The 13846-nt window shown below is 60.1% G+C and carries 13 protein-coding genes; 2 read left to right on the forward strand and 11 right to left on the reverse strand.

The features are described from left to right. Positions 1–6 precede the first annotated feature (6 nt). The 8 genes from cvpA to pdxB form a co-directional block, all read right to left on the reverse strand. Entirely contained in the window at positions 7–495 is a 489-nt protein-coding gene (gene cvpA / locus HMPREF3140_RS00785) for a colicin V production protein (protein WP_002913214.1), read from the reverse strand. A gap of 216 nt (positions 496–711) precedes the next feature. Beyond that, positions 712–1401 (reverse strand): cell division protein DedD, encoded by a 690-nt coding sequence (gene dedD / locus HMPREF3140_RS00790; protein ID WP_004214089.1) that lies wholly within the window; start codon positions 1399–1401, stop codon positions 712–714. Continuing rightward, entirely contained in the window at positions 1391–2659 is a 1269-nt protein-coding gene (folC, locus tag HMPREF3140_RS00795; RefSeq protein ID WP_032412015.1) for a bifunctional tetrahydrofolate synthase/dihydrofolate synthase, read from the reverse strand. Before folC ends, dedD begins: the two co-directional genes overlap by 11 nt. Positions 2660–2734: 75 nt before the next feature. Further along, positions 2735–3655 (reverse strand): acetyl-CoA carboxylase, carboxyltransferase subunit beta, encoded by a 921-nt coding sequence (accD, locus tag HMPREF3140_RS00800; RefSeq protein ID WP_002913220.1) that lies wholly within the window; start codon positions 3653–3655, stop codon positions 2735–2737. Positions 3656–3841: 186 nt separating this feature from the next. Then, on the reverse strand, positions 3842–4501 hold the full coding sequence (locus HMPREF3140_RS00805; protein ID WP_070552796.1) for a DedA family protein: 660 nt from the start codon (positions 4499–4501) through the stop codon (positions 3842–3844). Positions 4502–4527: 26 nt separating this feature from the next. Then, positions 4528–5340: a tRNA pseudouridine(38-40) synthase TruA gene (gene truA / locus HMPREF3140_RS00810; protein WP_015958766.1), complete on the reverse strand. Its 813-nt coding sequence runs from the start codon at positions 5338–5340 to the stop codon at positions 4528–4530. Further along, a complete protein-coding gene (locus tag HMPREF3140_RS00815) occupies positions 5340–6353 on the reverse strand; it encodes an aspartate-semialdehyde dehydrogenase (protein ID WP_002913227.1) in 1014 nt (337 codons plus the stop codon). The genes truA and HMPREF3140_RS00815 overlap by 1 nt, the downstream gene beginning before the upstream one ends. A 63-nt stretch (positions 6354–6416) precedes the next feature. Then, positions 6417–7553, reverse strand: a complete 1137-nt coding sequence (pdxB, locus tag HMPREF3140_RS00820) for a 4-phosphoerythronate dehydrogenase PdxB (RefSeq protein WP_070552797.1) — start codon at positions 7551–7553, stop codon at positions 6417–6419. 110 nt (positions 7554–7663) lie between these two features. On the opposite strand from pdxB, the gene flk reads away from it, so the two are divergent. Then, a complete protein-coding gene (gene flk, locus HMPREF3140_RS00825) occupies positions 7664–8641 on the forward strand; it encodes a flagella biosynthesis regulator Flk (RefSeq protein WP_023282884.1) in 978 nt (325 codons plus the stop codon). A gap of 86 nt (positions 8642–8727) precedes the next feature. Here the strand turns inward: flk and HMPREF3140_RS00830 are convergent, their stop codons facing one another. Both HMPREF3140_RS00830 and fabB read right to left on the reverse strand, forming a co-directional pair. After that, a complete protein-coding gene (locus HMPREF3140_RS00830) occupies positions 8728–9903 on the reverse strand; it encodes an MFS transporter (RefSeq protein ID WP_004149211.1) in 1176 nt (391 codons plus the stop codon). A 209-nt stretch (positions 9904–10112) separates the two neighbouring features. After that, entirely contained in the window at positions 10113–11333 is a 1221-nt protein-coding gene (gene fabB, locus HMPREF3140_RS00835; RefSeq protein WP_002913291.1) for a beta-ketoacyl-ACP synthase I, read from the reverse strand. A 158-nt stretch (positions 11334–11491) separates the two neighbouring features. On the opposite strand from fabB, the gene mnmC reads away from it, so the two are divergent. Next, complete coding sequence (gene mnmC / locus HMPREF3140_RS00840) at positions 11492–13480, forward strand: bifunctional tRNA (5-methylaminomethyl-2-thiouridine)(34)-methyltransferase MnmC2/FAD-dependent 5-carboxymethylaminomethyl-2-thiouridine(34) oxidoreductase MnmC1 (protein ID WP_032413040.1); 1989 nt, start codon at positions 11492–11494, stop codon at positions 13478–13480. 61 nt (positions 13481–13541) lie between these two features. Here the strand turns inward: mnmC and HMPREF3140_RS00845 are convergent, their stop codons facing one another. After that, on the reverse strand, positions 13542–13823 hold the full coding sequence (locus tag HMPREF3140_RS00845) for a YfcL family protein (RefSeq protein WP_002913338.1): 282 nt from the start codon (positions 13821–13823) through the stop codon (positions 13542–13544). Positions 13824–13846: the final 23 nt, after the last annotated feature.

Genomic DNA, 13846 nt, shown 5'->3' on the forward strand with positions numbered 1-13846 from the left:
CAAAGTCTATACTTTAGGCAAGAAACTTGACGAGCTTTGCAGGTATTCAAAAAACCATCTGATGACGGGGGTAAAATAGGGAATAAACTGCGACTGATGCCAGTCATCGCTCTTCGCCATCCCGGTAAAGGTGTCCAGGAAGAACAGGATAGCGGCGATGATCAGCACCCCACGTAGCGCGCCGAAGCAGATCCCCAATACCCTGTCGGTTCCTGACAAACCGGTCTTCTCCACCAGCTGGCCTATCACATAGTTCACGATAGCGCCAACGATGAGCGTCACGATAAACAGCGCCGCAATAGCAATCCCATTTCGAACCCGTTCATCCTCAAAGCCCGTAAACCAGACAGACAGGTCAGCGTAGTAATGGCTGGCGACATAAAACGCGCAACCCCACGTGACTAACGATAAAGCTTCGCGAACAAAGCCGCGGATCAGGCTGACCAGGCAAGAAAGACCCAGCACCGCCATAATGGCGTAATCAATCCAGACCATATACGTCCCACGATTTACGCCCTGTCGTCCAGTTCGGGGCGCATTCTAACAGAAAAAGAAAACGTTTGCGTAGGGATTTCCATGCCCTACAGAAATAAAAATGGCGCTGAAAAAACATTCAACGCCAGACTGCCTTTCGCCTCTTCAGGGCGGCTGAGACAGGGTTTGCGGGGCGTTTCTCCCCGCCACGTTCTCTCCGCATGGCGGAAAAAACAATCAGTTCGGGGTGAAGCCCATCACCACCCCGCTAAGCCCGGAGATCTGCTGCAGATCGCCCAGCTGGCCTTTCAGCTTGTCTTTTGACGCATCCGGGCCGACGAGGATGCGGGTAATTTTACCCTGTACCGGCGTCGAAGGCGACGTATAGACTTTGAAACCCGAGGCCCGCAGTTTACCGACAATCTCATTCACCTTATCGGCGTTCTTCAACGCGCCCAGCTGAACCACATAGGCTTTGCCGGTCGGCGCCGGCAGGGCCGCCTGCTGCTGCGGTGGCTGTTGCTGCTGTGGCTTAGCCGGCGGCGGCGTTGGCGTCGCGGCCTGCTGTTGCGGCTGCGGTTTCGGCTGCGGCTTGGGCTGCGGTTTCGCGGCCACCACCGGCTCCTGAACGTCATCGAAGCTGTTGCTGTTCACCGGAATACGCGATGGATCTAACGATGGCGCGGCGGCATCGCCCGCCCGCACCTCTTCCGCCGCCCCTTCCGGCGGTTGCGAAGGCAACGCCTGGGTTGCCGCCGGCAACATATCCGGTTCATCGCGATCGCCTGGTTTCGGTACCAGCGGGATCGCGGCAAACTCATCCTGGTAATGCTTTTTCTGCCCGTCCAGCAGCCCTGGCAGGATAATCACCCCCAGCGCCACCAGCACGATTGTCCCGACTAAACGGTTCTGAAACTTACTCGCCACCGATTCTCCCCGCGTCTATCTCTTCCATAACCTGCGCTACGGTGTGAAACGAACCACACACCAGCACGGTATCTTCCACTTTAGCGTCAGCCATGGCCGCACGCCACGCCTGCGCCACGCTGCTATAGACTGTACCGCAGCGCAAATGTTCCACCAGCTGCTCTGCCGTCGCGCCGCGCGGGCCTTCCAGCGGCGCGCAGTACCAGGTATTGACTTCCGGGGCCAGATTGGCCAACGTGCCGGCGATATCCTTATCATGCAGCATACCAATAACCGCCAGCACGCGTCCCGTTTTCGCTAACGTTTTGAGACGCCCGGCGAGATAGGCCGCCGCGTGCGGGTTGTGCGCCACATCGAGGATCACTCGCGGGGCGTCGCTAATTATCTGAAAGCGTCCCGGGAGCATCGCATCGCGGATCCCTGCGCGCAGGATAGCGTCATCCACGGCAAGCCCGCTGGCGCGCAGCGCCGCCACGGCCGTCGCCGCATTCGGCAACGGCACCTGAGGCAGAGGCAGGTGGCTTAACGCCCCTGCCGTATCGCGGAAGGACCACGTTTCGCCTTCCACCTCATAGCGCCAGTCGACGCCGCGGCGCTGGAGCAGCGCGCCCTTCTCGCTAGCCACTTCCGCGATGGTGAGCGGCATATCCGGCTCCCCCACCACCGCCGGTTTACCGGCGCGAAAGATGCCCGCTTTTTCCCGGCCGATACTTTCACGATCCGGGCCCAGCCAGTCGGTATGATCGAGGGCGATGCTGGTGACCACTGCGACGTCGGCATCCACGATGTTGGTGGCGTCGAGACGCCCGCCGAGCCCGACCTCAAGGATCACCACATCCAGTTGCGCCTGCTTAAACAGCCACAGCGCCGAGAGCGTGCCGTATTCAAAATAGGTCAGCGAGATGTCACCCCGCGCCGCTTCGATTTCAGCAAACGAAGCCGTATGCGCCACCTCCGGCAGTTCAGCCCCCTGAATGCGCACGCGTTCGGTGTAGCGCACCAGATGCGGAGAGCTGTAGACCCCCACTTTATAACCGGCCGCCATCAGGATGGTTTCCAGCGTGCGGCAGGTGGTGCCTTTGCCATTGGTGCCCGCGACGGTAAAAACGAACGGCGCCGGTTTAACGATATCCATCTGCCCGGCGACCTCGCTGACGCGCGCCAGCCCAAGGTCGATGGTTTTACTGTGCAGATGTTCCAGATAAGAAAGCCACGTAGCCAGGGGCGACGTGGCCTGAGGAATAGGATCTTTTTCCATGATGCCCGTAAGAATTGACGGTTAACGCGTATGAATAAAAAAGGGCAGCGCCGCCAGGCCCTGCCCTCTGCTTTATCAGGCCTCAGGTTCCTGATCCGGTGCCGGCGGCACCACCACGCCTTCATGAGGCGCTTCCGAAACGGCAACCGGCGCCGGCAGGTTCATCAGCTTCGCCAGAATGCTGGCCAGCTTGAGACGCATTTCCGGACGGCGAACGATCATATCGATCGCCCCTTTTTCAATCAGAAACTCACTGCGCTGGAATCCCGGCGGCAGCTTCTCGCGTACGGTCTGCTCGATAACGCGAGGACCGGCAAAGCCGATCAGCGCTTTCGGCTCGGCAATGTTCAGATCGCCCAGCATCGCAAAGCTCGCCGATACGCCGCCCATGGTCGGGTCGGTCAGCACGGAGATGTACGGCAGTCCGCGCTCCTGCATTTTCGCCAGCGCCGCGGAGGTTTTCGCCATCTGCATCAGCGACATCAGCGCTTCCTGCATACGGGCGCCACCGGAGGCGGAGAAGCAGATCAGCGGGCAGTTATCTTCCAGCGCCTGCTCCACCGCGCGTACAAAGCGTGCGCCGACGACGGAACCCATCGAGCCCCCCATAAAGGAGAACTCAAAGGCGGCGGCAACCACCGGCATCGCGTAGAGCGTACCTTTCATTACCACCAGCGCGTCTTTCTCGCCCGTCTCTTTCTGAGCGGACGCCAGGCGGTCTTTGTATTTTTTTGAATCGCGGAACTTCAGCACATCTTTTGGCTCAAGTTCGCTACCCAGTTCTACCAGAGAACCTTCATCCAACAGGCTATGCAGGCGATTACGCGCCGACATGCGCATATGGTGATCGCACTTAGGACAAACCTCCAGGTTGCGCTCCAGCTCGGCGCGGTAGAGTACCTGACCGCAGCTGTCGCACTTGGTCCATACACCCTCAGGAATGCTCGCCTTGCGGGTGGGAGTGATGTTGCTTTTAATTCGTTCAATCCAGCTCATTGATAACCTTTCTGCCTGAACCTGGTCGATGCCAGTTTTGTCGTAAGGGGCGCATAATGCCATTTTTGCCTCTTACAGACCATGAATGTTGCACATTAAATCATATCATCCCGGAACATGGGATAAAAAAGTGGTCAAACCGCTGCGCGCGACGATCATGCTCGGTCACGCGCAGCGCAGGGCGAACTACTTCGCCTGCTTTGACGCCGCCCGCTTGTGGCGGATGATCTCAATCACACCCGGCAGGACCGAGAGGACAATGATCGCCACGATCAGCAGCTTCAGGTTCTCCTGCACCACCGGCAAATCGCCAAACAGATAGCCGGCATAGGTGAACAGCAGCACCCACAGCAGCGCCCCAACCACGTTATAGGCTGCAAAATGACGATAGGACATATGCCCCATTCCCGCCACAAACGGCGCGAAGGTTCGGACTATCGGCACAAAGCGCGCCAGGATAATGGTTTTCCCGCCGTGACGTTCGTAAAAGCTGTGGGTTTTATCCAGATAGCTGCGACGGAATATCTTTGAGTTCGGATTGCTGAACAGCTTTTCGCCGAACAGCCGGCCAATGGTGTAGTTGACCGCATCGCCGACGATGGCCGCGATGACCATCAGCAGTACCATCAGGTGGACATTGAGATCGTTGGTTGGCAAGGCCGAGAGCGCGCCCGCGACGAACAGCAGGGAATCGCCCGGCAGGAATGGCGTCACCACCAGCCCGGTTTCGCAGAACAGAATCAAAAACACAATGGCATAAACCCAGACGCCATACTGGGCAACCAGTTCGGCAAGGTGCACATCAATATGCAGGATGAAATCAATTAAAAAGTGAATCAAGTCCATGTTTGTCTTTACCCTTAATGACCCTATTAGTCCGCCAGAAACAGCGGGCCCATTGGCAGCACCGGTAAATCATAGTGGGCCGGGTAATCCACCGACACCAGATACAACCCTTCCGCTTTTGCCGTTGCCGCAGCGAGCGTCCTGTCTTTTGCTGCCAGCAGTTCTGCCATCCAGCTCTCCGGCTGGTTTCCGGCCCCGACCTCCATCAGGCTGCCTACAATATTCCTGACCATATGATGTACAAAGGCATTCGCTTTGATATCCACCACCACATACGCGCCGTAGCGGGTAACGTTAATATGCATCACGTTGCGCCACGGGGTACGCGACTGGCACTGTACCGCGCGAAACGAGGTAAAGTCATTCTCTCCCAGCAGACACTGCGCGGCGCGCTGCATACGCTCGGCGTCGAGCGGCTGGTGAAAATGCGTCACTCCCTGACTTAACACCGCCGGACGCAGGCGATGATTATAGATGACGTAGCGATAGCGGCGCGCCGTGGCGCTGAACCGGGCGTGAAAATCCGCCGGTACATGTTTGACCCAACGCACCGCGATGTCACCAGGTAAATTCGCATTTACCCCCAGCGTCCAGGCGGCATCTTTCCGCTGCGCCCGGGTTTCGAAATGCACCACCTGGCCGGTGCCATGGACGCCGGCGTCGGTGCGGCCGGCGCAAAAGACGGTAATCGGTTCGTTCGCCACCTGCGAGAGCGCCTTTTCCAGCTTCTCCTGCACGCTGCGCACTTCGTTTTGCCGCTGCCAGCCGTAATATTTGCTGCCGTCGTACTCGATGCCCAGCGCGATTTTACAGATCGGCTGTTGCTCCATCTCAGACATCAGTACAGGTACTCCTCAATCAGCTTCTCGGCGATCTTCACCGCCATCAGCGCGCCGCCGAAGCGCACGTTATCCGCTACCGACCAGAACTGGATCTGCTCCGGCATACCGTAATCGTTATGCACGCAGCCGATGGAGAGGCGGGCATTGCCGGAGGCATCGCCAACCTGGGTCGGGAATTCGCCCTCTTCAGAAAGTTCGATATCCTCGCCGCGGGTAAAAGCGTCGCGCGCCTCCTCCGCCGCCAGCGGGCGCATCGCTTCGAAGCTCACCATCTGCGCATGGCCGTAGAAGACCGGCGACTGAACGACGCTGGCGGAGATCATCAGCCCGTCATCCTGAAGAATTTTGCGCGCTTCATCGACGATCCGGCGCTCTTCGCGCACGCTACCTTCACGATCCGGCAGCAGCGGCAGCATGTTGAACGCCAGCTGGCGACCAAAGAAATCGTCTTCATCGATAGGGATGCCGTTCAGCAGCTTAGCGCTCTGACCCGCCAGCGCATCCACCGCTTTTTTCCCCTGCCCCGAGGCGGAGAGCAGGTTAGTGACGCTAATGCGCGACAACCCGCCCTGATCGATCAGCGGTTTGAGCGCCGTCAACAGCTGACTGGTCAGGCTATTAGGCACCGCAATCAGGTTGCGGTTGCGGTAATCGCCTAATACGAACGGGTTCACGTCCGGCACCACCAGCGGTACGTCCGGCTCCAGCGCAAACAGGCCGCTGAGATCGATAACCAGACACCCGGCGTTGGTCGCTTCTTCGACATACGCTGCACTGGCTTCGACGCCGGCGGCGAAGAAAGCCAGCTGGGCCTGGGTCCAGTCAAATTCGGCGGCGTCTTTGACGATCACCGACTTGCCACCAAAACGCAGATGTTCGCCCGCGCTGTCGTTGCGCGCCAGAGCAAAAATCTCTCCTACCGGGAACTGGCGTTCAGCAAGAGTTTCGAGCAGGGCTTCGCCTACGGCGCCCGTTGCGCCCAGTACGGCAATATTCCAGCCTTCAGACATGGTGGTTAACTCCAGAAATAAAGCGGCCCCGCCGGAGTATCCGGCAGGGGCATTAAGAAGACATTAACGAACAGGATGATGCACGGCGTTAAAACCGAGCTGGCGCAACAGCGTCGCCGCCTGCTCATCGCTGCACTGCACATACAGCGAAGACCATTCGCGACGTTCCTGATAATTTTTACGCAGCTTGTCGAATTCACCGGCGACGCCGGCCACCTTCCGCAGCGGCGCATCATCGCGGCGCACATCATACACCAAGTGGACCAGTCTTTTCAGCGTCGGCTGATCGAGCTGTCCATGCAGGGTAATGCGGCCAAATTCCGGCGCCGGCAGCAGAGTGTCCAGCGCTACCTGCTGCGGATGGCCGATAAAGGCGCTGTAGGCTTCAAAAACCTGCGTCGTCCCGCGCGCTTTCCCTTCGAGGGTGTAGCCGGCGATATGCGCGGTACCGATATCCACTCGCTTGAGAAGCTCAACGTTTAGATCCGGCTCCGGCTCCCAGACGTCCAATACCACACTCAGCGGCTGACCAGCTTCCAGCCGCTTTAGCAGTGCGGCGTTATCGACCACCGGCCCGCGGCAGGCGTTGATCAAAATCGTTCCAGGCTTCAGGCGGCTTATCAGCGCCTCATCCGCCAGATGCAGGGTTTTATATTGCCCTTCTTTATACAGCGGCGTATGGAAGGTGATGACATCGGCTTCCTGGACCAGCGCCTCGAGGGAGCGGAAGTCACCTTCGTCGCCGCGATGGGCGCGCGGTGGGTCGCAGAGCAGAGTTTTGATCCCCAACGCTTCCAGGCGCTTTTGCAGTCGCCCGCCAACGTTACCGACGCCGACGATCCCGACGGTGCGGTCGCGCAGCGCAAAGCCGTCGCGTTCGGCCAGCATCAGCAGCGATGAAAAGACGTACTCTACCACCGCAATGGCGTTACAGCCGGGCGCCGCAGAGAAACCAATCCCCGCCTGCTGCAGCCACGCCTGATCGACGTGATCGGTGCCGGCGGTAGCGGTGCCGACGAACTTAATGGCCTTGCCGGCGAGCAATGCTTCATTGACCCGGGTGACCGAGCGCACCATTAGGGCATCCGCATCGGTCAGGGCATCGGCCGGGACCGGACGGCCTGGGATCGCCTGCACGTCGCCTAAACGGCTAAAAAGCTCACGGGCATAGGGCATATTTTCATCAACGAGGATTTTCACAGTTCAGTACCTGTCTGAGAACGAGAGTTAACTGGGGAAGTGTGCCATAATCTGGCCGCCAGGCATACTCATCACCTGGTTCCAGCACCGCGATATCGAAAGGATGAATCATGACGCACCCCCTTGCTGATATGCCAGACCGTCCTCCAGGGCGAGGCCCATCAGGCACTGCCGCCACCGGCGAACCTTCGCTTTCCATGCAGCAACGCACCGTTCTGGAGCGACTGATCACGCGCCTGGTGGCGCTGACCTCGCAGCAGAACGCGGAAGTGTGGGCCTGCGTCAAACATGACCTCGGACTGAAAGGCGACTCGCCCCTGCTGGCCTGCCATTTCAGCGCCGCGGAGGCCAGTCTCAACCAGCGCTTAGCCGCCGCTCAGGATAATCATCATCATCGCCAGACCTTAGCGCAGCTCAGCGATCTGCTCGGTCAGGGCAATAACCGCCAGGCGGTGAGCGATTATATTCGTCAGCATTATGGGCAAACGGCGCTGCATGCCCTTAGCCAGACGCAGCTGGAGAACATTCTGCATCTGCTGCAGCATGGCCAGCTGTCGATCCCGCAGCCGCAGCAGCGCCCGCCGACCCTGCGCCCGCTGTTGCCAGCCGAGCATAATACGCTCAATCAGCTGGTGACTAAGCTGGCGGCCGCCACCGGCGAACCAAGCAAGCTGATTTGGCAATCCATGCTGGAGCTTTGCGGCGTCAAGTCCGGGGAGCTGATCCCGGCGACGCACTTCCTGCCGCTTTCGTACTGGCTGCAGGCGCGGCAAACGCTGAGTGCGCAAAGCGCGCCGACGCTCACCTCGCTGCAGGGAGCGCTCAAGCAGCCGCTGGAGGCCGCGGAGTGGCAGAAAATTGTCGACTTTGCCAGTCGCAGCTGGCAGGTCACGCCGCAGACCACGCTGAGCCCGGCGCAGATCCTGGCGCTGCTGAACAAGGTGTTTGTGCTGCGGGTGGCCCGCGCCCAGGAGACGCTGGCCATCCCGCAGGAGGAGCCAGTCGCCAGGCGGACGTGGAGCGCTAAGCCGTGGCAGCTGGCGCTGGGCGCGGTTGTCCTGCTCCTTGTGCTGTGGCTCCTGCTGTAGCCCAGCAGCCACCGGCGGCGTTTACGGCTCCCCTTCATGCCAAACGCCGCGGTGTTTCCTACAGCGTTTTCAGGCCGGACAATAACCTAGCGGCGAAATGAGATAAGGGTGACGAGGATCCCCAGCGCCGCGCAGAGGGCGCCGGCAAGGAACACCGACGAGTAGCCCAGCGAGGTCGCCAGCAGGCCGGTCAGCGGCCCGGTCAGGCCATAGGAGATGTCCTGAAAGGCCGCATAGCCGCCGAGCGCGGTGCCGCGCACCTGCGCCGGGACGCGCTTCACTACTTCCACGCCAAGTGAGGGGAAAATAAGCGAACAGCCGCACCCGGTCAGCGCCGCACCGGCCAGCGCCAGCCAGGCATTCGGCGCCAGTCCCAGCAGCGTCAGACCAACCGCCTCTATCAGCAGCGAGACCATCGCCACCTTAACGCCGCCAAACCGATCCGGCATCCAGCCGAACAGCACTCGCATCAGCACAAAGGCGCCACCAAACGCCGTCAGGGTAAAGCCGGCCATTGGCCAGCTATGGCTGGCGAAATAGAGGGAGACGAAGGTGCCGATCACCGCAAAGCCGACACCCTGCAGGCCCAGGCCAATGCCCGGGCGCCAGATCATGCCGATGACGCTCCAGAGTGAAGGCCGCTCGCCTCCGTGGGCCGCCACTTTGCGCACGGTACCGTTAATAAGCCAGGCGACGAGCGGTAGTCCCATGGTGACACAGGCCAGCACCGCCACGCCAAAATGGCTATAGATCAATAATCCCAGCGGGGCGCCCACCGCCAGCGAGCCGTACATCGCCATGCCGTTCCATGACATCACTTTGCCGGAACGGGCCGGTCCCACCAGGCCCATCCCCCAGCTCAGGTTTCCGGTCAGCAGCTGGCTTTCGCCAAACCCGAGGATCAAGCGGCCCAGCAGCAGCAGGCCGAGCCTGGCGAGCACCGGCAGCGGCAGCAGCGCAGCGGCCAGCCATGCCGCGCCCGCCAGGGCGCAGGCCAGCATCCCCTGCAGGACGGAACGTTTAGCGCCGTACTGGTCTGCCAGACGTCCGGCGTACCCCCGGGTCAGAACGGTGGCGAGGAACTGGATCCCTACCGCCACGCCAACCACGGTGTTGCCAAATCCCAGCTCCTGATGGACAAAGAGCGGGATCACCGGCAGCGGCAAACCAACGGTCATATAGGTCAAAAAGACGGCAAACGTAATACGGAAAAGCGAAAAATTCGCCGAAGAATTGGATGTTGTTTCAGTAACTGCGGACATGCATTACTCCAGATTCGCAGAGTAAGGCGAGCAAAGCGACACGCCCCCTCCACCTGATTATCAGGGTTAAGGCGCGTTGGTTGACGTTAAACGCTTACGCATTAGTGGAGAGACTAATGGATCCGCGAGCAGTGTGCCTGCGGGCTCTTACCCTGTCAAGATGACAAAAAAGGGGAGCCGGTGGCTCCCCTTTGCGCATCACATGCTGATTAGGCGTTGTATTTACGCATCACCAGCGTGGCGTTGGTGCCGCCGAAGCCGAAGCTGTTGGACATTACGGTGGTCAGCTTGGCGTCCGTCGGTTTGGTGACGATGTTCAGGCCGGCAGCCTGCTCGTCCAGCTCTTCAACGTTGATGCTCGGCGCGATAAAGCCGTGCTCCAGCATCAGCAGGGAGTAGATGGCTTCCTGTACGCCCGCCGCGCCCAGCGAGTGGCCGGTCATCGCTTTTGTTGCCGAAATAGCCGGGCTGTTGTCGCCGAATACTTCGCGGATGGCGCCCAGCTCTTTCACGTCGCCGACCGGAGTGGAGGTACCGTGGGAGTTCAGATAGTCGATCGGCGTATCAACGCCATGCATCGCCATCTGCATGCAGCGCACTGCGCCTTCACCAGACGGGGCGACCATGTCCGCGCCATCGGAGGTCGCGCCATAGCCGACGATTTCGGCATAGATGTGCGCGCCACGCGCCAGGGCGTGTTCCAGCTCTTCCACCACGACCATACCGCCGCCGCCGGCGATAACGAAGCCGTCACGGTTAGCATCATAGGTACGGGACGCTTTTTCCGGGGTGTCGTTGTATTTAGTGGACAGCGCGCCCATGGCGTCGAATTCGCAGGCCATTTCCCAGCACAGCTCTTCGCCGCCGCCGGCAAAGACGATGTCCTGTTTGCCCAGCTGGATCTGCTCTACCGCGTTACCAATACAGTGGGCGGAAGTGGCGCAGGCCGAGCTGATGGAGTAGTTAACGCCGTGAATTTTGAACGGCGTAGCGAGGCAGGCGGAAACGCCGGAAGCCATCGCTTTGGTGACCACATACGGGCCCACGGCTTTCAGACCACGCGGGCTACGCATGGCATCGGCGCCGAAGACCTGGAATTTCGGGGAACCGCCGCCGGAGCCTGCGATCAGGCCGACACGCGGGTTATTCTGATATGCTTCAGGTGCCAGACCTGCGTCGGCAACAGCCTGTTCCATGGACAGGTAAGCATAGATGGAGGCGTCGCTCATAAAGCGCACTACTTTGCGGTCAATGAGGCCAGTGGTATCCAGTTTGACGTTGCCCCATACGTGGCTGCGCATCCCTGAATCTTTAAGCTCCTGAGAGAAAGTGATCCCTGAACGTCCTTCACGCAGAGATGCCAGGACTTCCTGCTGGTTATTACCGATGCTGGAAACGATGCCCAAGCCAGTAATCACTGCACGTTTCATTAAATACCTCTGTAAGTCGCACTATTTTAAGTTTCGTGTCGCACAATAGCGTACACTTGTACGCCGAACAAGTCCGATCAGACATTTTGTGTATAAATTTGCGCCCTCAGGCACACATCGTTAAGATCGTGCTACGCCTTGTGATTCGAGTAACTTACGTGAAACAAAACGCCATACAACCCGCCAACCTGGAATTCAACGCTGAGGGTACACCTGTTTCCCGAGATTTCGACGATGTTTACTTTTCCAATGACAACGGTCTGGAAGAGACTCGCTACGTTTTTCTCGGCGGAAATCGCCTGCCGGAGCGCTTCCCCAGCCACCCTCGCCCGCTGATGATCGTCGCGGAGAGCGGCTTCGGCACCGGGCTCAATTTCCTCACCCTCTGGCAGGCGTTTGACGTTTTTGTTCGTGATAACCCGGACGTTACCTTGCAAAGGTTACATTTCATCAGTTTTGAAAAATATCCGCTGAAGGCTGAGGATCTCCGCCTGGCGCACCAGCGCTGGCCAGAGCTGGCTCCGTGGGCGCAGCAGCTGCAGGCGCAATGGCCGTCGGCCTTCGACGGGTGCCATCGTCTGCTGCTCGACGGCGGGCGGGTGACGCTCGATCTGTGGTTTGGCGATATCAATGAGCTGACCAGGGAGCTGGATGATTCGCTGAACCAGCAGGTGGACGCCTGGTTTCTTGACGGCTTTGCCCCGGCGAAAAATCCCGACATGTGGACTCAGGATCTGTTCAGCGCCATGGCGCGCCTGGCGCGACCCGGCGGGACGCTGGCCACCTTTACCTCCGCCGGTTTTGTCCGCCGTGGCCTGCAGGAGGCCGGCTTTACCATGCGTAAAAGCAAAGGCTTCGGCCGCAAGCGGGAGATGCTGACCGGCGAGATGGCGCAAACGCTGAGCTTTCCTGCGCGCGCCCCCTGGTTCGCTCGCAGTAGCAGCGATGCCCGCGAGGCGGCCATCATCGGCGGCGGGATCGCCAGCGCCCTGCTCTCCCTGGCGCTGCTGCGCCGCGGCTGGCAGGTGACCCTTTACTGCGCCGATGAGGCTCCAGCGCAGGGCGCCTCCGGCAATCGCCAGGGCGCGCTGTATCCGCTGTTAAGTCAGCACGATCCGGCGCTGGCACGCTTTTTTCCGGCCGCCTTTACCTTCGCCCGCCGAATGTATGACGCGCTGCCGGTGATGTTCGATCACCAATGGTGCGGTGTTACCCAGCTCGGCTGGGATGAGAAAAGCGCGCATAAAATCGCCCAGATGCTGGCGCTGAATTTACCCCCGGACATCGCCTGCGCGGTGACGGCGGAACAGGTTGCCGGGCTGACCGGCGTCGATACCGGCTGCGGCGGCATCACCTATCCGGCCGGCGGCTGGCTGTGCCCGCAGCAGCTCACCGCCGAGCTGCTGGCGCTGGCGGCCACGCGCGGACTGCACGTGCACTATGGTTATCCCGTCGAAACGCTCAGCGCGGAGGGCGATGGCTGGCTGCTCAATCAGCAGCGCTATCATCAGGCGGTGGTTCTGGCGAACGGCCACCGCATCACTGGTTTTGCGCAAACCGCCCAACTGCCGGTCTACCCGGTTGGCGGCCAGGTCAGCCATATTCCCACCACCCCGCGGCTTGCCGCCCTGCGCCAGGTGCTGTGCTACGACGGCTACCTGACGCCACAGAATCCGCAAAATCAGCAGCACTGCATTGGCGCCAGCTACCACCGCGGGAAAACCGACACCACCTTCAGCGAAGAAGATCAGCAGCACAACCGGCAACGGCTGATCGACTGCTTCCCGGGCGCGGAGTGGCCACAGGACGTGGATATCAGCGCCAACGACGCTCGCTGCGGCGTGCGCTGTGCCACCCGCGATCATCTACCGATGGTCGGCAACGTGCCGGACTACGCGGCAACATTGACGCAATACGCCAGCCTCCACGAACAACCGGATATCGCCGATAGCGCGCCGGTCTGTCGTAACCTGTTTATGCTTGGCGCGCTCGGGTCGCGCGGACTTTGCACCGCGCCGTTAAGCGCTGAGCTGCTGGCGGCGCAAATGAGCGCGGAACCGCTGCCGCTGGATAGCGACACCCTGGCGGCGCTGAATCCGAATCGGCTGTGGGTGAGAAAACTGCTGAAGGGAAAAGCGGTGAAATAAAACCATGAGGGCAGGCAATTTCCCGGGTACGGCTGACGCCTGACCCGGGCTACAACATGGCTCAGGCCTGATTTTTCGCCTGTTGATACAGGTTATGCCACATCCCCTGCACCAGAATTTGGTCCGGCGGCGACAGTTCGCCAGCGCTGATGGCTTTCTCCAGGCTTTGGCTAACTCTGCTGTGTACCGCGTCAGCAGAATGCTCGCCCTCACCTTCCAGCTCAGCCACCGCCAGCGTCAGGTGGCCGCGCAGATAACCGCCGGCAAACAGTTCATCATCACTGGCGTGGTCTACCATGTTGTCAATCAGCGCCAGAATGCGTGATTCAAACTCCGCGATCATCATCTTACCTCTTGTCATGTAAT

The sequence above is a fragment of the Klebsiella sp. HMSC16A12 genome, assembly GCF_001808265.1.
GTDB lineage: Bacteria > Pseudomonadota > Gammaproteobacteria > Enterobacterales > Enterobacteriaceae > Klebsiella > Klebsiella pneumoniae.